The 20,708-nt window shown below is 48.6% G+C and carries 17 protein-coding genes; 8 read left to right on the top strand and 9 right to left on the bottom strand.

The window, feature by feature from the left end; all coding sequences use genetic code 11:
* Window positions 1-93: 93 nt before the first annotated feature.
* Entirely contained in the window at window positions 94-651 is a 558-nt protein-coding gene (locus A5320_RS13680; RefSeq protein ID WP_068065737.1) for a CoA pyrophosphatase, read from the bottom strand.
* The gene (gene pabB, locus A5320_RS13675; protein WP_068065734.1) at window positions 641-2,074 is read right to left on the bottom strand and encodes an aminodeoxychorismate synthase component I; all 1,434 of its coding nucleotides are present in this window, start codon (window positions 2,072-2,074) and stop codon (window positions 641-643) included. The genes A5320_RS13680 and pabB overlap by 11 nt, the downstream gene beginning before the upstream one ends.
* A 209-nt stretch (window positions 2,075-2,283) precedes the next feature.
* On the opposite strand from pabB, the gene A5320_RS13670 reads away from it, so the two are divergent.
* From A5320_RS13670 to A5320_RS13660, 3 genes are all read left to right on the top strand, one after another.
* Window positions 2,284-3,807: a fumarate hydratase gene (locus tag A5320_RS13670; protein ID WP_068065730.1), complete on the top strand. Its 1,524-nt coding sequence runs from the start codon at window positions 2,284-2,286 to the stop codon at window positions 3,805-3,807.
* Between the two features lie 81 nt (window positions 3,808-3,888).
* Window positions 3,889-5,931 (top strand): alpha/beta hydrolase family protein, encoded by a 2,043-nt coding sequence (locus A5320_RS13665; protein ID WP_068065727.1) that lies wholly within the window; start codon window positions 3,889-3,891, stop codon window positions 5,929-5,931.
* Window positions 5,932-6,199: 268 nt separating this feature from the next.
* Window positions 6,200-8,152, top strand: coding sequence for a methyl-accepting chemotaxis protein (locus A5320_RS13660; RefSeq protein ID WP_068065723.1), 1,953 nt, complete (start codon window positions 6,200-6,202; stop codon window positions 8,150-8,152).
* Between the two features lie 123 nt (window positions 8,153-8,275).
* Here the strand turns inward: A5320_RS13660 and fghA are convergent, their stop codons facing one another.
* From fghA to asnB, 6 genes are all read right to left on the bottom strand, one after another.
* On the bottom strand, window positions 8,276-9,127 hold the full coding sequence (fghA, locus tag A5320_RS13655) for an S-formylglutathione hydrolase (RefSeq protein WP_068065721.1): 852 nt from the start codon (window positions 9,125-9,127) through the stop codon (window positions 8,276-8,278).
* An 88-nt stretch (window positions 9,128-9,215) separates the two neighbouring features.
* Window positions 9,216-10,325, bottom strand: coding sequence for an S-(hydroxymethyl)glutathione dehydrogenase/class III alcohol dehydrogenase (locus A5320_RS13650; RefSeq protein ID WP_442966057.1), 1,110 nt, complete (start codon window positions 10,323-10,325; stop codon window positions 9,216-9,218).
* A 156-nt stretch (window positions 10,326-10,481) separates the two neighbouring features.
* The gene (locus A5320_RS13645) at window positions 10,482-10,736 is read right to left on the bottom strand and encodes a VF530 family DNA-binding protein (RefSeq protein ID WP_068065718.1); all 255 of its coding nucleotides are present in this window, start codon (window positions 10,734-10,736) and stop codon (window positions 10,482-10,484) included.
* Complete coding sequence (locus A5320_RS13640; protein WP_068065717.1) at window positions 10,729-11,127, bottom strand: hypothetical protein; 399 nt, start codon at window positions 11,125-11,127, stop codon at window positions 10,729-10,731. Before A5320_RS13640 ends, A5320_RS13645 begins: the two co-directional genes overlap by 8 nt.
* Before the next feature lie 32 nt (window positions 11,128-11,159).
* Window positions 11,160-12,761, bottom strand: a complete 1,602-nt coding sequence (locus tag A5320_RS13635) for a hypothetical protein (protein ID WP_068065714.1) — start codon at window positions 12,759-12,761, stop codon at window positions 11,160-11,162.
* A gap of 267 nt (window positions 12,762-13,028) precedes the next feature.
* Complete coding sequence (gene asnB / locus A5320_RS13630; protein WP_068065711.1) at window positions 13,029-14,693, bottom strand: asparagine synthase B; 1,665 nt, start codon at window positions 14,691-14,693, stop codon at window positions 13,029-13,031.
* A 164-nt stretch (window positions 14,694-14,857) separates the two neighbouring features.
* On the opposite strand from asnB, the gene A5320_RS13625 reads away from it, so the two are divergent.
* From A5320_RS13625 to A5320_RS13605, 5 genes are all read left to right on the top strand, one after another.
* Window positions 14,858-15,754 (top strand): DUF3025 domain-containing protein, encoded by an 897-nt coding sequence (locus tag A5320_RS13625; protein ID WP_082971767.1) that lies wholly within the window; start codon window positions 14,858-14,860, stop codon window positions 15,752-15,754.
* A gap of 48 nt (window positions 15,755-15,802) precedes the next feature.
* On the top strand, window positions 15,803-16,588 hold the full coding sequence (locus tag A5320_RS13620) for an ATP-binding cassette domain-containing protein (protein WP_068065709.1): 786 nt from the start codon (window positions 15,803-15,805) through the stop codon (window positions 16,586-16,588).
* Window positions 16,589-17,791, top strand: a complete 1,203-nt coding sequence (locus tag A5320_RS13615) for an ABC transporter permease (RefSeq protein WP_068065706.1) — start codon at window positions 16,589-16,591, stop codon at window positions 17,789-17,791.
* Between the two features lie 83 nt (window positions 17,792-17,874).
* Window positions 17,875-18,666: an NUDIX hydrolase gene (locus A5320_RS13610; RefSeq protein WP_068065703.1), complete on the top strand. Its 792-nt coding sequence runs from the start codon at window positions 17,875-17,877 to the stop codon at window positions 18,664-18,666.
* A 128-nt stretch (window positions 18,667-18,794) separates the two neighbouring features.
* Window positions 18,795-18,986, top strand: coding sequence for a hypothetical protein (locus A5320_RS13605; protein ID WP_068065702.1), 192 nt, complete (start codon window positions 18,795-18,797; stop codon window positions 18,984-18,986).
* Between the two features lie 83 nt (window positions 18,987-19,069).
* Here A5320_RS13605 and rimO read toward each other — a convergent pair whose 3' ends face one another.
* Complete coding sequence (gene rimO, locus A5320_RS13600) at window positions 19,070-20,386, bottom strand: 30S ribosomal protein S12 methylthiotransferase RimO (protein ID WP_068065701.1); 1,317 nt, start codon at window positions 20,384-20,386, stop codon at window positions 19,070-19,072.
* Window positions 20,387-20,708: the final 322 nt, after the last annotated feature.

Here is a 20,708-nt window from a genome sequence, read left to right as displayed (position 1 = left end):
GTATGTAACTGGTCAGTGTAGATTCTATATCCATTATTGTCCGTCAAGTGTCCGCCATGCGCTGCAGTTGGCACTCCTGGAAGAATACCACCCTCAAGGCGCCTGAATTTGCTCTGCCAGTTGGTGTAATATTGCAGCGGTGGCGCCCCAAATAAGTTGGTCCTGAAACGGTAAAAAATGCAGTTGCTGCTGGCGATAGGGCTGACTGAACCAGCGTTGCTTGCGATATTCGTTACTAAGGGCATAACTAAGCGGCAGGCTAAATGCGGCGGCAACTTCGGCTGTTTGTAGCCGAAGTTTTGGTGGCTCTGTTAATAGTCCGAGCCAAGGCGACACGACAAAGCCGGTGGATGTTGACATGGCCGGTAGAGATCCTAACACCTTAATCTTGGCCGGTGGAATACCGACTTCTTCTTCGGTCTCCCGCAGTGCGGCGTCAACTGCCGATTCACCTGTTTCAATTCGGCCACCCGGAAAACTGATTTGCCCGGGATGATGGCGCAAATGCAAAGCACGCCGGGTCAGCAGTAACTGCAACTGCTGTTGCTGTGGCCACAGTAATAACATAACGGCGGCATTGGCTTGTGACAGTATTTCTGCCTTCGGTTGCTGTTGCAGTAAAAATCGTGGCAGCCACTGCTCAAGCGTCATCAGATATTCCAATTTTTGCCAAGACCGGCAAAATCCTGGCGACTTTATCAAAGGTTTCCTGATACTCACTGGCGGCATTGGAATCAGCGACAATTCCTCCACCGGCCCAGCAATAAATCTGTTGGTCGGCGCAAACCAGGGTACGGATGGCGATATTGGTGTCCATATGGCCATGCTGGCTGATATATCCAATAGCACCGCAATACACCGAACGTCGACAAGGTTCTAACTCTTCAATTATCTGCATAGCGCGGATTTTGGGCGCACCGGTTATAGAGCCGCCCGGAAAGGCTGCCTTTAATAAATCTGCCGCCTGATAGTCGTCGGCAAGTTCACCAACGATGGTCGAGACCAAATGATGGACTGCCGGAAAGGATTCAATACTAAACAGTGCCGGCACTTTGACACTGCCGGTTTTGCAGACTTTGCCTAAATCGTTACGCAGTAAATCAACAATCATCACATTTTCAGCGCGATCTTTTGGCGATAGCCGCAAAGCTTCTGCACTTTGTTGATCAAGCAACGGATCTGCAAAACGCGGTTTGGTGCCTTTAATCGGTTTGGTTTCGACTAGCCGTTGTTTTAGTTCTAAAAAGCGCTCAGGTGAAATCGACAACACCACACCTTGCTTTAAGCGCAAAAACGCCGAAAAGGGGGCGGCGTTAGTTTCACGCAGTGCCAGATAGGCCTGCCATTCATCACCTTGATACGTCGCGGAAAAGCGCTGCGCCAGATTGATTTGATAACAATCACCACTTTGCAGGTACTGTTGAATTTGGTCGAATCTAGCAAAGTATTCGTTTTGTGTGAGATTAGCCTGCCACTCTGAACGCAGTGCAAAGTGCAGTGGCAGTCGTTCGCTTTGTTGTATTTGAGCAGCATCAGCGAGCGAAAATTTCAAATTACGGCGTTGTAAAAACCATTGTTGTTGCACCAGCCAGCTGTTTTTGGCATCGCCACGGCAATCCACATACCAAAGCTGCTTAAGATGTTTATCCAACACTAAAGCCCAGGCATAAATACCAAATGCCAAATCAGGTAAATTAATGTCGTTGCTGGCTACATCCGGCATTGGCTCGATGGTGCGTCCGGCGTCATAACCAATATACCCCAACGCGCCGCCACAAAATGGCAAAGCACAGGCATCAGCAGCTACTTCAGGTAACAGCGTTGCCTGTAAGGTTTTTAGTTGTAAAAAAGGATCTTGTTCGGCTTGGTGCGTGCTGCCATCCATGTGCCAGATACATTGCCGGCCAAAGGCTTCCAGCGTGGCCAGTGGCTGACACACCAGCAGGTCGTATCTGCTGTTGACGTGATCCGGCGCCGCTGAATCGAGAAACATGGCGTAGGGTAAATCAGCCACCACCGCGAAATAGTCCAGCAGGTTTTCAGGTGATTCGGGTAATAAATAAGCGAAAGACATACAACAAAATCCCGGGTACAGGGCAGCCAGCCACAAAACTTGCCGGAGGCGACTAGCCGCTGGAATTGATGCGGGTTATGATACCAGCCCTGCTTAAAAAGAACAGCGTGGCACTGGTTTGGCAAGAAACCTGTGCCCGAAATACTAATGGTGGCACGTGGCCCGAACCTGGCGCGATGTGCCCCAAACAGCACGCATAAGGGCAAAACATGACCGTGATCCGCCAGCAAGACTTTATCGACAGCATCGAAGATGCGCTGCAATACATCTCTTTTTATCATCCATTGGATTTTATCCAGGCGCTGGAAAAGGCTTATCACAAAGAGCAAAACCAGGCCGCCAAAGACGCTATCGCGCAAATTCTGATTAACTCACGCATGTCGGCTGAAGGCCACCGGCCAATCTGCCAGGACACCGGTATTGTCACTTGTTTCGTTAATATTGGCATGGACGTCAAGTGGGATAAAACCGACATGACAGTGCAGCAGATGGTTGATGAAGGCACCCGTCGTGCATATATGAACCCAATCAACCCGCTGCGTGCGTCGATAGTTGCTGATCCGGCCGGTTCTCGTAAAAACACCAAAGACAACACCCCAGCGGTGGTGCACATTAATTTAGTCGCCGGTCATCATGTTGAAGTGGCGATTGCCGCTAAAGGCGGCGGTAGCGAAAACAAAACCAAAATGGTGATGTTAAACCCCTCAGATTCTGTGGTGGAGTGGGTACTGGAAACCTTACCAAAAATGGGTGCTGGCTGGTGTCCACCGGGTATGCTCGGCATTGGTATCGGCGGTACGGCTGAAAAAGCCGCGGTATTGGCCAAAGAAGCCTTGATGGAACCGGTTGATATTCAGGATCTGATTGATAAAGGTGCCGAGACTGGCGAAGAGAAACTGCGGTTAGAGCTGTATGAAAAAGTCAACAAACTGGGTATTGGTGCGCAAGGCTTAGGCGGATTAACCACAGTGGTGGATGTAAAAATCAAATCGGCACCAACGCATGCCGCTTCTAAACCTGTGGTGATGATCCCCAACTGCGCCGCCACCCGCCATGTGCATTTTCATTTAGATGGTTCAGGTCCGGCGCATTTACCGGTGCCTAAACTGGAAGACTGGCCGGAAGTGACCTGGGAGCTGGGTGCCAATGTGCGCCGGGTGAACTTAAACACCGTCACGCCAGCCGACGTGCTGGACTGGCAAGCCGGTGAAACAGTGTTGTTGTCCGGCAAGATGCTGACCGGCCGTGATGCCGCGCATAAGCGCATTGCCGACATGCTGGCTGCTGGTCAAGGTTTACCTGAAGGCGTTGATTTTAAAAATAAATTTATCTATTACGTTGGTCCGGTTGATGCGATCGGTGACGAAGTGGTGGGGCCTGCTGGTCCTACAACAGCAACCCGGATGGACAAGTTCACTGAAATGATGCTGGGCCAGACTGGTTTGCTCGGCATGATTGGTAAATCTGAGCGCGGTGACGCGACGGTCGAAAGTATTCGCCAGCATAAAGCTGTATATCTGATGGCCGTTGGTGGCGCCGCTTATCTGGTATCCAAAGCGATTAAGCAAGCGCGCGTGGTGGCTTTCGCCGATTTGGGGATGGAAGCGATTTACGAATTTGATGTGGTCGACATGCCGGTGACGGTCGCCGTTGACAGTCAGGGGAATAACGTGCATAAACAAGGGCCTGCGATCTGGAAAGTAAAGATCGGCGAACTTGAAGCGCAACAATAACCGCATTTAATAAGCATATAAAAACAATAAATATGTGCCGGTCGCTAATGCGCCGGCGCGATATCCCGGGAGACCATTCGTATGAAAGCATGGGCACAATTAGCGCCGGTTGTTATGGTGGGGCTGGCAGTTTGCGCAACTGCAGCACAGGCCAAAACCGCTTTAACCATCGAACACTTAAATAAACTGAATAAAATTTATGATGTGGTGTTGTCCAGCGACGGTCGTTATCTGGTGTATGGCCAGAAAAATGGCGGTTTAAACCCAGCTGACAGCAGCGCCGATTTATATCTGATGGATTTGCAGGACGGCAATAAAGTCAAACGTCTGACTGACAGCGACAGCAAAGAACATTCGGTGAAATTCAGCAGCGACGACAGCAGCCTGTTCTTTATCGCTGATCGCAGCGGCTCATCGCAAGTCTGGCAACTGCCGTTAACCGGTGGTGAAGCGCGGCAAGTCACAGCATTGCCGCTGGACGTGCAGGGTTATCTGGTCTCCGGTGACGGTAAAAAGCTGGTGCTGGCCTTAGATGTGGTGCCAGGTTGTGCTGACATTACCTGTACTGTCGATGCCAATAAAAAAAATGCTGACAAAAAAGACACTGCCATGGTCTACGACCAGTTAATGGCGCGGCACTGGGACACCTGGGAAGACGGTTTAAAATCGCACTTTTTTGTGGCTGATGTTACAGATTCAAAAATCACCACCGCCAGGGATTTAATGCCAGAGTGGAATACCGATGTAGCAGGTGTTGCTGAAGCTTCATTTACCCCAGATGGTCAAAATCTGGTATTCAGCGCCAAAATTCCGGCCAAAGATCAGGCCTGGCATACCAACTTTGATATTTTTCAGGTATCGCTCAAAGGCGGTGAAAAAATCAACCTGACCAAAGATAATCCGGCTTGGGATGCCAAACCATCCTTCTCGAAAGACGGCCGCTATATGGCTTATCTGGCGATGAAAAAGCCACAATTTGAAGCCGACCGCTTTGCATTAGTGCTGCTCGATTTAGCCACTGGCGAGCGTAAAGAGCTGGCACCGGAGTGGGATCGCTCAGTCAATGAATACGTGTTTGGTCCGGATAACCGCACCTTATATGCCACTGCACAAGACCTGGGGCAAGTCAGTGTCTTTTCTATCAACAGCGCCTTTGGTGAAGTGTCAAAGCTTTACTCAGATGGCAGCGCCGGCAGCCTGAATGTAGCTGGCGGTAAAGTTGTGTTTACCAATCATCGTCTGAATCAGCCGACTGAGATTTACCAGCTTAAAGGTGAATCTGGCATGGCCGACCAACTGACCCTGGTCAACGCTAACAATTTGAAAGACATTCAATTTGCTGAATTTGAACAGTTCAGTTTCCCGGGCGCGAACGAAGAAACTGTGTACGGTTACTGGATGAAACCTTGGAATTTTCAGGAAGGCAAAAAGTACCCGATGGCCTTTATCGTTCATGGTGGCCCGCAAGGCAGTTTTGGCAATATGTTTAACGCACGCTGGAATGCGCAACTGTGGGCAGCTCAAGGTTATGGCGTGGTGATGATCGATTTCCATGGCTCTACTGGTTATGGCCAGGCCTTTACTGATTCAATCAGCCGCGATTGGGGTGGCAAACCACTGGAAGATCTGAAAAAAGGCTTCGCTTATATCACCGACAACCAGAAATGGCTGGATGGTAGCAACGCCTGTGCGCTGGGCGCATCATATGGCGGCTACATGATGAACTGGATTGCCGGTAACTGGCCAACTGGCTTTAAATGTTTAGTTAATCATGCGGGTTTGTTTGATATGCCATCGTTTTACGGTAGCACTGAAGAGCTGTGGTTCCCGGAATACGATATGGGTGGTCCGGTCTGGAATAAAGAAGCCGATTACCATAAGTTCAATCCGTCAGCTTTAGTTGACAACTGGCAAACGCCAATGCTGGTGATCCACGGCTTAAAAGACTATCGCGTGCCATACGCACAGGGCCTGGCCGCGTTTACCACTTTGCAGCGCAAAGGCATTGAATCAAAGCTGGTGGTATTTCCTGATGAAAATCATTGGATTCTAAATCCTGCCAATGCCGAACGCTGGTACAACGAAGTGTTTAGCTGGATGAAACAACAAACCAGCGCCAAGTAATTCATCATTATGAACAATGCCGCAGCTAGTCTGCGGTATTTTTTTGCGACAATTTTGCCGTAAGGTAACATCGCAGAAACCGGTTTCTCTTAGGTTCCCGTTTGTTCCTTTTGTTGCAAAAGTGTCAGTCTGGATTATCTTTAGAGCTCAAATACCTAAAACCACTAAATACCTAAAATAATTAAATCCACTACGCCAGCATTATGCCTGCTCTGGATGCTCGACTGTGCTTTACCCTAACGTTACCCCGACACAAGGATCAGATGTCATGCGTTTTACCCAGAAAATCAAATTGATCAGCTTACTTACAGCGTTAATCCCGCTGGTGATTGCAACTTTGTGTGTGACCTTGCTGGCGCGTGCTGAGTTATTTGCTCAGGCTGAAGCCAAGCTGGAGGCAGTGAAGGAAATTAAGCAGCGCCAAATCAATGCCTTATTTGACGATTTTGCCGCAGGGCTTGGCGCTGTGCATGCGGTAGTACAAACACAGTTTGACCCGGCGCAACCTCAGGCATTACACGAAGCGTTGCTGCCGATTTCTCAGCAGCTTGGTTTTTACGACATTTTTATTATTAATCCGACGGGCACCGTGTTGTATTCGGTGGCGAAAGAGGCAGATTTTCAGAGTAATTTAATTAATGGCCCTTATGCTAATTCCGGGCTCGCCAAGTTGTTTCAAAGGGTAAAAGGCAAAGGCCAACAGGTGCTGATTGAAGATTTTGCACCTTATGCACCATCCAATGGTCAGGCCGCGGCTTTTATCGGACGTGAACTGATCAGTGAAGGAGAAAGCTGGGTGGTGGCGGTGCAGTTGTCGATTGACCGGATTAATTCAGTGATGCAAGTGCGTGAAGGCATGGGCAAAAGTGGTGAAACCTATTTGGTTGGGCCGGATCAGCGGATGCGCTCGGATTCATTTCTCGATCCAGCGAAGCGTACGGTGTTGGCGTCATTTGCCGGAACAGTGCAGCAAAATGGCGTGGTGACAGCAGCCAGCGAAGCGGCGTTAAAAGGCGAGGCGGGCTTGGCCTATATTGATGATTACAATGGTAATCCGGTAGTTTCTGCCTACTCGCCACTGGATATATTCGGCCTGCACTGGGCATTACTGGCGGAGATTGACGTGGCAGAAGTGGCTGCGCCAGCAACCCGGATGTTGTGGATTGGCTTGGGTATTATTGTCGCAGCTATCGCATTGGCACTGTTGGCCGCTCGGGTGGTTAGCTTTTATGTGTTGTCGCCGTTGGGTGGTGAACCTGCTGATATGGTCGATATGACCAGTCGGATTGCCGATGGTGATTTAACCATGTCGTTGACTGGCGCTTCACAAACCAGCTTGATGGGCTGGCTTGGCAAGATGCAACAGCAATTACGGCGGTTGATTGGCCAGTTGGTTGGCGTTGGTCAGGCGCTGGAAATGGCTGCTGCGCAAAATTCCTCGGCGTTAACCCAGGCCGATGGCAGTTTGCAAATTCAGGCGCGAGAAACAGAGATGCTCGCCACCGCGATTGAAGAAATGAGTTATGCCGCTGCCGAAATTGGCACCAATACCGTGCTGGCGTCCGATGAAGTGAACGCCAGCCAGGCAGCTGCGACAAAGCTTACGCAGACCATTGGCCATGTCAGTGCCAGCCTTGAACAAACGCTGGCGGCATTTAGCCAGATGCGTCAGCAAGTTAGCCGTTTGGATCAGGATAGTCAGCAAATTGCCTCGGTAGTGGCTGTGATTACTTCAATTGCCGATCAAACCAATTTGTTGGCGCTCAACGCCGCTATTGAAGCTGCGCGGGCAGGTGAACAAGGTCGTGGTTTTGCTGTGGTCGCCGATGAAGTGCGGCAGCTGGCGGGCAAAGTGCAGTTGGCAACCCGAGATATTGCGTCGGTTATTCAGGGCATATTGCAGTTATCACACAATTTGAACAACAGTAGTGCTGGCTGTGAATCGATAGCAAATGACACTAAAACTGAAGCCTTGTCGATGCAACAGCAAGTGGACGACATCGACGGCAGGCTGCAGCAGTTAAAACAACTGATGGCGCAAACTGCCACAGCGGCAGAAGAACAAACCAGCGTCAGCGCGACTTTAGCCAAAGGAATTTCTAGCCTGAGTGCGGCGGCGGAAGAAAACAGTACCGCGATCAGCGAAGTCGCATCCAGTACCCGTGGCTTGTTGGGATTGGCTACGGAGTTGGGCACTGCAGTAGGGCAGTTTAAGGTCTAGGTGTGCGGTTTGTGGCGAAAAGGGTACGATGTTTATCGTACCCAACTGAGCCTGCGATGATGCTGTTTGTCACTGCTAATTACAATATTCACAGCTGACAACAAGATTACAGCGGGCAAAAGTTTACTGCTGATTATTCAATAAATAACCGGCATGAAACCGCAAGTGTTGCTCGATAAAACTAGCGATAAAATAGTAGCTGTGATCATATCCAACTTGATATTCCAGTTGCAATGGCGTGCTACTGGTTTCGGCAGCCTGACGCAGCTGTTCCGGAAACAACTGGGTTGCCATAAACTGATCAGCGTCACCTTGTGATACCAGGATTGGCAACTGGCTGCCCAGTTTTGTCAACAACAGGCTGGCATCATAGTCTTCCCAGCTGTGCTGATCGTCACCCAGATAAGCACCAAAGGCCTTTTTGCCCCAGTCACATTGCACCGGGTTGGCAATCGGCGCAAATGCTGACACTGCACAAAAAAGTTCGGGTTGGCGCAGTGCAATAACCAAAGCACCATGACCGCCCATGGAATGTCCGCTGATCGATTTTTGTGTTGTTATCGGCAGGTTCGCTTCACATAACTTTGGCAATTCCTGCGTGATGTAATCGTACATCTGATAATGTTTTTGCCACGGCGCTTGCGTCGCATTGACATAAAAACCAGCACCAAGACCGAGGTCGTAAGCGCCATCCGGAGCGTCTGGTACACCATCGCCACGCGGGCTGGTGTCCGGGATAATAAGCGCGATGCCAAGTTCAGCGGCAATGCGTTGTGCACCGGATTTAGCCGAAAAATTTTCATCGGTACAGGTCAGGCCTGACAGCCAATACAAAGCAGGTACCGGATGAAATTCGGCCTGCGGCGGTATATATACCGAAAACTGCATGTCGCATTGCAGCGTGGTGGATTGGTGGGAAAAACGTTTTTGCCACCCCTCAAAACAACGCTGGGTCGCCAGTTGTTGCAGTGCCATAAATTACCTCTGCGATACATCTCGGAATTGGTGACACCGGCTTTTAAAGAGCCGGTGCAAGTGTAAAAACAGCGACTGATCCCGTTGCTTAAAAGTGGATCACGGTGCGGATGGATTTACCTTCGTGCATTAAATCAAAAGCTTCGTTAATGCGTTCGAGCGGCATGGTGTGGGTGATAAAAGTATCCAGCTCAAATTCGCCTTTTAAATATCGCTCAACGTAGTCTGGCAATTCACTGCGACCTTTGACGCCACCAAAAGCGGTACCACGCCAGACGCGGCCGGTCACCAGCTGAAATGGTCTGGTGGAAATTTCAGCGCCACTGGGTGCAACACCAATAATCACCGACTCGCCCCAGCCTTTATGACAACATTCCAGCGCCGAGCGCATCACATTGACGTTACCGATACATTCAAAACTAAAATCAACCCCACCGTCGGTCATTTCGACAATCACGTCTTGAATTGGCTTGTCGAAATTTTTTGGATTAATCACATCGGTTGCGCCGAGCTTCAGTGCAATATCAAACTTAGCTTCGTTAATATCAATAGCAATAATGCGGCTGGCTTTGGCCATCACAGCGCCGATAATGGCTGACAGACCAATACCACCCAAACCGAAAACAGCGACAGTATCACCTGCTTTGACTTTGGCGGTATTCATTACTGCGCCCATACCGGTGGTCACGCCACAACCCAATAAACAGACTTTTTCCAAAGGTGCGGCTTTATTGATTTTTGCCAATGAAATTTCCGGTAGTACCGTATATTCGCTAAAGGTGGAAGTGCCCATATAGTGGTAAATCGGTTGGCCATCTTTGGAGAATCGGGTGGTACCGTCAGGCATTAAGCCCTGGCCTTGTGTCGCACGAATAGCCTGACACAAATTGGTTTTGCCGCTTAAGCAGAACTTACATTTGCCACATTCTGGAGTGTATAGCGGGATCACATGATCGCCAACAGCAACGCTGGTGACGCCTGCGCCAACTGCTTCGACAATACCAGCGCCTTCGTGGCCCAGAATGCACGGAAATTTACCTTCTGAATCAGCGCCAGATAGCGTGTAGGCATCGGTATGACAGACACCGGTCGCTATTAAACGCACTAATACTTCGCCTTGTTGTGGCGGCATTAAATCAACTTCTTCAATGGTCAGTGGCTGGCCTGGTCCCCAGGCAACAGCGGCACGGGTTTTAATCATTTGCATATGAAGATCCTTATTGATATCAAAGACGCATTGTAAAACCAACGTTTCGAGAGGGAATTCATCAGAAAAAACAATGGCTTGCAATGCAATAGAATATTTTGCTCACCAGCTAAGCCTGGCGAATGTTACCGGTACGTTATTGCTGCCTTATCGATAGAGCCGCAACCGGATAAACAGCGTCTCCACTTCAGTCCGCGCCCAGGGTGTTTTACGTAAAAATTTCAAACTGGATTTCACACTGGGGTTTTCAATAAAACATTTAATTTTGATTTGCGCCGCTAGTGCCGGATAACCACCGTAGTGGCTCAGCAAAGAATTCAGAATTTGCTCTAGCGTAAAACCATGTAACGGGTTTTTGGGCTGTTCCGCAGTGAGTGGTTGTGGTTGATCAGCATTATTCATGAACGGCCTCCGTGACGTTGTCAGTTACTGGCACCGGCACTGCAGGCGATTGCCCGGCAGGTGGAAACAGCGCGCGCCATTGGCCATGAAACCACTCGTCTTCGGTGCCAATTGCCAGACTTGAATTTGGAAATAAATTGTTTGGCGCTGCCAGCGCTTCGACTTTCATACCATCAATTTGCCAGAAAATCTTTCCGCCTGAGATTAAGTTCACCGGCGTTGGTGCTTGTGGATCCAACAATGCGACCTGATAAATAAAGGAGCTAAAAGGCCCGCCATTGCCAGCTTCACGCACGGCACTTGCCCATAACACATTAGATTCGAGATATAAATCTGCAATATCACGCTGCGCTGGTTGTGCAAGATCCGGCTGCGGTGGTTGTACCTGCAAGCGCTCTGCCGACCACTGAATATCACCAGCAGCTAAATCAAAGTCGCCCCGGTTAAGCTGCCACGTTGGCCATTGCCACCGCGTTCGCCTAACACCAACAAAAAACGATTCGGTGCTTTATTCAGGCAAGCCAGACCTTCAAAATTGTCACCAGCTTGCTGTTCGGTGTTGTCACGTTGCACCGGTAAAGCAAAACTCGCTAAGACCGTGGCATAACCCTGATATAGCTTCAGATGGAATAAACGGCCAAATTCGCCGTGCCAGCTGCCACTTTCTGCCAGCAGAAACTCATTCTGGCGACCGGGCAGGGCGCACATCGATTCCAAATCGTTGGATGGTTGATTCTGTGGCCAACCGGTAACAAAAATTGATTTGTAAGAAGGCTTTCCTTCAGGGCTGAACTGCAGTAAACCAAGCCGGTCACCGCCTTGGTCAATTTTTTTGTCCTGTACCAGCAAGTAACTGTCATTCGTCACCATCGCCATGGCACTAATCCCGGGTAAGGTGGTTTTTACTGTGGGTCGAGCCAGGGTAAACCAGCGTGGGTCAACCGACATTTCGAATAATAGCGGTGCCATTTTATTAAAATGTTCAGCGTTGACATCACATTGAATATTATCAGGATAATGCTGTTTCCAAGGATCATTCACCAGATACACTTTGCCTTGATGCACTGCAACACCTTCCAGCGCCGTTTGCACCATTTTTTCATAGACCGGGCACAAGCCAGAATTGTCGGTGGCCACAAAAAAACTGAGTGGCTGCACAAAAGGCTGCACCCGGTTAGTTAAATCAAAAATCCACAGTTGGTCATCATTGCGGGCGACCGCAACCAGATACCCCGGATGCCCCGGAATTGGGCTTGGTAAAAAGTCGATGCCGTTGATCGGATGACCTTTGTTGTCCAATGGCGGCATCGCCAGATTGGCATCAATCACCTTCACGAAATTATCTTTGGCCCAAAAATCGGCGGTTAAACGGGTTTTGAAGATGGCCGGCAACGTGGCACTGTTTTTCTCCAACGCCAGATACAGGTTTTGGTGATCGTCAACTGCCAGACCTTCGATACCATCGTTGGGTAAGTTGCCAACTTTCGATTCCAGCGGAAACTGCACCGGACGCACCGCAGTGATTTCCGCACTGCTAAAATCGGCATTTAAGCTGATTTTTAATAATAAAGTTGGATAACTGGTCGAATTGGTTTGCGCATATTTTTTGGCACAGGACGGACTTAATTGCGCACGACTGGCGTCTTCGGTCACGGTGATCAGGGTTAAATCATCCAGCCGATCCCAGGTTAAGGCTTCTAAGTCCGGAGAATTGGCAATGTAATCGCCGAAGCAACTCTTTCTGACGTCGGCAGAAATGGTGATATCGATGGGCCGCTGGTTAAAAACTGCGGTTTGCGGGTTGATCCGAAATAGCTTCATCCGTAAACCGGGATCGGCACTTTGATCGCCCAGACTCAGCAATTCGCCGTGGCGCCAGGTTAAACCTGAGGTTTGTGGATCTTTCAGACTCTGTTGATTCAGGTCCCGGACCCACTGACCGGTCAGGGCAATTTCGGCTTGCAGGTGCAATGGCATAAAGGGCAATGCCAGTAAAAATAACCAGAAACGACTTGTCGCTTTCATGAATGTCTCATCAGGGTCTGCATCAAGTGATGCAGGGTCAACGGCAACGCTGCCGACAGAAGTCGCTAATCTACCAGAAAAACAAAATCCGGCATACCAAGGCCGTTGAATTCGCAAAAAGATACGACAAAATTTGTTTTACTGACCCGATAACTTTTATCTGTTTGGTGATACGGGAACCGCTAAAAATTTAGCAAAAAAAAGCCCGCAGGCGCGGGCTTTGCTGATTGCTGGCCAGCGTCGACCAGCTTAGGTTTTTATTGCTGATCAATAGGCTTGTTCGTGCACGTCGCGCACGGCACGACCGGATGGGTCGGTCATTTGCGCCATTTTCGCATCCCAGGCCAGTGCTTCAGGTGTCGAACATGCAACAGATTTTCCGCCAGGTACACAAGCTATAGCGCCACTGTGTGGGAAATGTTCTTCAAAAATCACCCGGTACAGATAAGCTTCTTTGCTATCCGGCGTGTTGACCGGGAAGCGGAAGGCTGCAGTCGTCAACTGTTGGTCGCTCACTTCTTTTTCGGCAAAGGCTTTTAAACTGTCAATCCAGCTGTAGCCAACGCCGTCAGAGAATTGCTCTTTTTGCCGCCATAGAATTTCATTTGGCAGCAAACCATCAAAGGCCTGACGCAAAATGTGTTTTTCCATTTTGCCGTTGCCACACATTTTTGCCTGCGGGTTTAACCGCATCGCGACGTCCATAAAATGTTTATCGAGGAACGGCACCCGGGCTTCAATACCCCAGGCAGACATCGCTTTGTTGGCGCGGTTACAGTCGAACATATGTAACCGGTCCAGTTTCCGCAGTGTTTCTTCGTGGAATTCTTTGGCATTTGGCGCCTTATGGAAATACAAATAACCGCCAAACAACTCGTCGGAGCCTTCGCCTGATAACACCATTTTGATGCCCATGGCTTTGATTTTCCGCGCCATTAAGTACATAGGTGTTGACGCACGAATGGTGGTGACATCGTAGGTTTCGAGGAAATAAACCACATCACGCAGCGCATCGATACCTTCTTGCACCGTAAACAATACTTCGTGGTGCACGGTGCCGATGGTATCCGCCACTTTACGCGCAGCAATTAAATCCGGTGAACCGGCAAGACCAACGGCGAAAGAGTGTAAACGTGGCCACCATGCTTCCGATTTACCGTCATCTTCAATGCGGTTACGTGCAAACTGCTGGGTAATTGCCGAAATTAACGATGAATCCAGGCCGCCTGATAACAACACGCCATAAGGTACGTCGGACATTAAATGGCTTTTTACCGACTGCTCTAACGCTTCACGCAGTTCACCTAAATCAGCTGGATTGTCTTTAACCGCATCATAACTTTGCCAGTCGCGGGCATAGTATTTTTCAAGCTTGCCGATTTTGCTGTCGAAATAATGCCCTGGCGGGAATTCCTGCATTTGTTTACAAACCGGGATCAGCGCTTTGAGCTCAGAAGCGACATACAGCTGACCATGTTCGTCATAACCGTAATACAGCGGAATAATGCCGATATGGTCGCGGGCAATTAAATAGCGTTGTTGTTCAGCGTCATACAGAATAAAGGCAAACATGCCCTGCAGTTGATCGATAAAACTGGCGCCATGCTCCAGATACAACGGCAGAATGACTTCGCAATCTGATTTGGTCTGGAACTGATAGTCGACGGTTAAATTTTTCTCTAAATTCTTGTGATTATAAATCTCACCATTCACTGCCAGAATGTGATTTCGATTTGGATTAATCAGTGGTTGCGCGCCATTTTCAGTATCTACAATGGCCAGACGCTCGTGCACGAGGATGGCATTATTGTCATTCCAGATCCCAGACCAATCCGGACCACGATGACGTAACAACTTAGATAACTGTAGCGCCTGTTGGCGCAAGGCTTTAACATCAGTCTTGATGTCAAGCACCCCGAATATCGAACACATGATAAAAACTCCGTTAGGTTTAATCCGAAAAAAATCAATTCATTTGGCAGTATGTACGTTCAGACGTACCCCGTTGAATGTGCCATTTACCGCCAAAATTGCAAGCTGTTTTTTAGGTTTTGCACAAGTATGTCGGGGTGAATGCTTTCAGCCGGAGTATCAACATGTCTAACCAAAACCCGCCGCCAAAAGCTGTAGTGACCGCTCAGCCACCGACAAAAACAGCCAGATTTGTCGCGCCTGAACATTGGGATAGGCACATTTGGCAGCATAATCCGATATTTGCTGAGCTGAGTACCTTGTTTCCATTGATAGCATTGACCGATTTTCCGACAGTCAGCGAACTGGAACATTGGCGTCAACAATTCAGACCGCAGCTGCCGGTACGTTTTGTCGATAACGAGCTATTAGCGGCTGATGGTCGTTATTACGAAGCCTTTATTTATCATACCCAGCAGGTGCCGACCCGCTATCCGAACTGGCATGATTTGTTTGGCGCTTTGATTTGGTGTTTATTTCCGAACACAAAAAAACTGTTAAATCGGCTACATATCCAGGAGATTGATCTTCATGGCGCCAGTATTCGCACTGAACTTCGCAATAAACTGACGTTATTAGATGAATGCGGTGTGTTGATTTTGCATCGTCAGGATCAAACCAATATGGTGGAGTTGCTGCGCCAGCATCAGTGGCAACAAGCTTTTGTCAGTCACCGCCATCATTGGCAAGGCCAAAGCTCTGAACCGACGATTGCGGCGATGATGTTTGGCCATGCCAATTATGAAATGGCCACCCGGCCCTTTATCGGACTCACCGGCAAAATGCTGGCGATGGCAGTTCCTGATGATTTTTTCAGCCAGTCATTGCGTCAACGTATTGATTTCATAGATACTGCGTTAAGTAAACAAATTGCTAATCAAGGTATATTCAGTGACCCACTGCAGCTGACACCGCTGCCACTGTTGGGTGTGCCAGGTTGGTTTTTTGCGAATGAACAGCCGGATTTCTACCAGAATAGCGCTTATTTCCGGCCAAAGCGTATCAGCAAAGTTCAGGAATGACCCTAAAAAAATACGCTGGGCACCACCATTCTCTTTGACGGAGCAACCATGATTCAAATTCAGCAACTGGCAAAATCTTTTGCCATTAGCAAACAAAGTAAATTGTCAGACAGCGAAAAAAACGACGTGCGTTTTGGCGGCGATCGGTTTCATTCAGTGCGTAATGTCAGTTTTGACTGCGCGGCGGGAGAAGTACTTGGACTTTTAGGTCCGAACGGTGCTGGTAAAACCACCACTTTGCGCATGTTATCAACAGCACTGCAGCCTGATAGCGGTGCAGTGATGATTGACGGACAGGACGTGATTAAAAACCCGCTACAAGCGCGCAAACGTATCGGTTTTTTGTCCAGTAGCACTGGTTTATACGGCCGTTTAACCGCCCGGGAAAATATCGCCTATTTTGGCCGATTGCACGGGATGCAAGAAACAGAACTAAATCATCGGATTGAAGAGTTATTGACCTTGTTATCGATGCACGAATTCGCCAATCGTCGTGCCGACAATATGTCCACCGGTATGAAGCAAAAAACAGCCATTGCCCGCGCCGTAGTGCATTCTCCAAAAGTTGTGATCCTGGATGAACCAACCACCGGCTTAGATATTATGACAGTGCAGACAGTGCTGGATTTTATCCAGTCGTTAAAACAACAAGGCACGCCGGTTATTTTTTCGACCCATCACCTCGACGAAGTTGCGACTTTGTGTGACAGAGTCGTCGTGATTAATCATGGTATTAGTGCCTTTAACGGTAGTTTAAACGAATTCAAACAGTTAACTGACAGTGGTGACTTGCGTCAGTCTTTTTTACAAGTGATCCAGCGGGAGGCAGTATAAATGTGGCAGGTATATCTTAAGGAACTGACCGAGCTGTTGCGCGACAAAAAAACACTGATGTTTGTGATTTTGTTACCGATCCTGATTTTCCCGGTGCTGTTCGGCATTATGGGGCTGGTGATGGCCAATGTCAGTCGCCAGGCTGAAGCAGAAGAACATCGTTATGTGGTGATTCATGCTGACCGTGCTGCTGAGTTTGCCGATTCGCTGTTTTATCATAAAAACTTTAAACAGGTGACCACAACGCTTACCACTGTTGATGAATTAAAACAGGCAATCCGTGACGACAAGTTTGATGTTGCTATCGTGATCCCTGCTGATTTTAATGCTGCTGAATCAAATCTCGATCAAAGCAAATGGCAACTTATCCATAACAGTTCGTCGCAATTGGATATGATTTCAAAACATTTTAATGAACTGCTGAAAACCTATAGTCAAAAATTACAGCAGGCAAAATTGTTAGCGCTTGGTGTGACGATGGAGCAAATGCCGGCCGTGCTGGAACCAGTGAAAGTTGAACGGGTTAATACAGCCGAAAGCAGAGAAAATATTGGCGAGTTGATTGGCGGTTGGATCGCTTACTTGCTGGTACCGCTGTGCCTGGTGGGGGCATCTTATCCAGCGATGGATATTGGCGCAGGTGAAAAAGAGCGGGGCACGCTTGAAACCTTGCTTATTTGCCCGATTTCCCGCACTGCCATCGTACTTGGAAAATTTATGACGGTACTAACGACGGGGCTTGTCGCAGCACTGATCACCGTGGTCAGTTTTGGCGGCTGGGGTTATATCATAGGCTCAATGATGGGAGTTGATATTGTTGCCAAAGCAATGTCGACCTTAGGTTTGGTTGATTTAACCTTGATTTTAGCGCTGCTGATCCCGTTAACTGCCATTTTCGCGGCCCTGTTATTGAGTCTGTCGATTTATGCCCGCAGCTACAAAGAAGCACAAAATTACATTGGCCCGGTCACCATGGTGGTGTTTATGCCACTTATTGTGTCAATTCTGCCAGGTATTGAACTGAACTGGAAACTGGCGATGATACCGGTGTTGAATGTGGCTCTGGGGATTAAAGAACTGGTCAAAGGCACCATTGATTATTCGCTGCTCGGTGTGGTGTTGCTATCAACGTTGGTGCTGGCAGGGGCGATGATTGCATTTTGCGTGTCCTGGTTTCAGAAAGAGAAAGTACTGTTTCGCTAAGCTTTGTGCAGAGGGGCCGGAACTAACCGGCCTGATCGCGGCGTTGTCGTCCGATGATGCCGCAATTCCAATGAGAGCTAAAAATGTCCGTTGATCCTGTTCAACACGCTGTTTTTAATGCGGTTGTGAACCCTTATCAAGGCTGCTACCTCGGTCCGGCACAGTTGCCGGCCAGGCTGTCGCCTGAAAATGTTGCTGGTTTTATCGGCATGCTGGCCGCCAGTATTGAGGCCTGGCAAGACAATTATCGGCTGATCTGGCTGGAATTGCCTGCCTCTCATGCCGCCTTAATTGAACCGGTACTGAGCCTGGGTTTTAGCTTTCACCACTGCCACAGTGCGCAATTGATGATGGTGAAAAAATTGCAGGCCGACAGTTACATACCGCTGGCTGCTACGCACAGTGTCGGGGTGGGGGGGCTGGTCTGGTCACCGACAGGCGAAGTATTGATGGTGAAAGAGTTAACATTGCCCGGGCAAAAACCGGGTTATTTTAAGTTGCCCGGTGGTATGGTCGAGCCACAAGAACATCTGGCGACGGCAGTGGTGCGGGAAGTGCTGGAAGAAACTGGCGTACAGGCAACTTTTCAGGCGATGTTGGGCATGCGCCATCACCACCGTGGTCAATTTGGCGCTTCGAATCTGTATATTGTTTGTCAGTTACAGGCTCAAACCACGGCCATCTACGCTGCTGAGAATGAAATTGCAGAAGTACGCTGGTTCAGGCCGGAGACCTATCTCCTTGATGAAAAAGCAAGTGAATACAATAAGTTGCTATTGAAGTCTGCATTGAAATATTCAGGTCTGGTGCAACATCAGGTGGCTGGTTATTCACAGTCTGTCGCTGATTACGAAATATTTTTACCGGAACTTTAGTTAGAAAAATAGATCTTTTGTAAAAACATCAGCTTGTGATATTTGCGACCAATGGTGCTTGAAAAACATTCAAATTTACCGGACGCTGCTGTCTGAATTTTCGCCAGCCAACAGAGCGGGGACCTTTTATGACTTCGGATTTTGTTAAACAAGTTCATCTGGAAACAGCACGTCGTTATCAACAGCAAGGTCACGACATTGACTACCTGGTATCGCACTTTCAAAAAGTAGCGCTTGATCAGGATGATATCGCCGAGCTGCTCACTGAAATTGCGCCAACCAGCGCGGCGACGGAACGTAACGGCAGACAAACAGCATAAAAAAACACCGCGATTAGCGGTGTTTTTTTAGTTCTTATGTAATTAGCTGGTGCCGCAAGGCCATGTTTTTACATGGCTGTTGCTTAGATTTGGCGAGTCGCCCACAAATCATATTCGTCAGCGGCGTCAACAACTGCAGTGATCACATCACCGGCTTTAACGTCAGTCAGACCATTTAAGTACACAGCACCATCAATTTCCGGTGCATCCGCAAAACTACGGCCGATTGCGCCTTCGTCATCCACTTCGTCAATCAGTACCTGAATGGTCCGGCCAATTTTAGCTTGTAAGCGGGCGGCGCTGATCCGTTGCTGAGTTTCCATAAACCGATGGTAACGCAGCTCTTTAATTTCTTCCGGTACCGGATCCGGTAATTCGTTGGCTTTGGCACCTTCGACCGGGCTGTATTTAAAACAACCAACCCGATCAAGCTGTGCTTCTTCCAGGAAATTCAGCAGTTCCTGGAACTCTTCTTCCGTTTCACCGGGGAAACCGACAATAAAGGTGGAGCGAATGGTCAAATCAGGGCAAATAGAACGCCATTTTTTGATCCGCTCTAAGGTCCGTTCGGCCTGTCCTGGGCGTTTCATTAATTTCAGAATCCGCGGGCTGGCATGTTGGAATGGAATATCTAAATATGGCAATAACTTACCGGCGGCCATCAGCGGGATTACGTCGTCGACATGTGGATATGGATACACATAATGCAGACGTACCCAAATGCCAAGTTCAGCCAGTGCTTCACACATGGCCAGCATTGAAGTTTTTACCGGTTGTCCGTTCCAGAAGCCGGTGCGATGTTTGACATCAACACCATAAGCACTGGTGTCCTGCGAAATGACCAACAATTCTTTGACACCGGCTTTTTGTAAACGGCCAGCTTCGTCAAGCACTTCACCAATAGGACGACTGACTAAATCGCCACGCATCGACGGAATAATGCAGAACGTACAGCGATGGTTACAACCTTCAGAGATTTTTAAATAGGCATAATGTTTTGGCGTTAGTTTGACACCGGTATCCGGCACTAATTGCAGAAACGGGTCATAAGCAGGTTTTGGCACAAATTGATGGACCTGATCCAGCACGTTTTCATAAGCGTGAGGGCCAGTGATGCCAAGAACATTTGGATGCACCTGACGGATCTCGTCTTCACGGGCGCCCAGACAACCGGTCACGATCACTTTGCCGTTCTCGGCCAACGCTTCACCGATAGTGTCCAGCGACTCTTGTACGGCACTGTCAATAAAACCACAGGTATTGACGATCACCAGCTCCGCGTCTTCATAAGAAGGGACGATGTTATAACCTTCAACTTTCAGTTGCGTCAGAATGCGCTCAGAATCGACCAGGTTTTTCGGACAGCCGAGGCTTACAAAACCAACTTTAGGTTGTGACATAACAATTTGAGACCTTGAAGAAAACGGGCGCGTATTTTAAACGAAAGCTGCTGTACTCACCAGAGGTTGGTGGAAAAAGACTAATCGATTATGAGTGAAGGTTTCAATTTGCTTCGATCGCAAAGTTTGGTTACTGTCCCACGGTATGGAATCTGTTAACAAACGGACCCATTTTAGATTCGCCTGTTGTCGGCTGTCGATATTATTTACAGAAAATCGATGTAAATAGTTGGTTGTTTATTCAGCAGTCTGGCGTTGAGTCTCTATCTGAAGTAGTTAGTGTGGCACGCATACTTCACTGATATGTAAATAAATATTGCAG

The sequence above is a fragment of the Rheinheimera sp. SA_1 genome (assembly GCF_001669775.1).
Classification (GTDB): Bacteria; Pseudomonadota; Gammaproteobacteria; order Enterobacterales; family Alteromonadaceae; genus Pararheinheimera.
The sequence above is the reverse complement of the archived record's forward strand: the minus strand, read 5'-3'. Positions and strand labels throughout refer to the sequence as shown.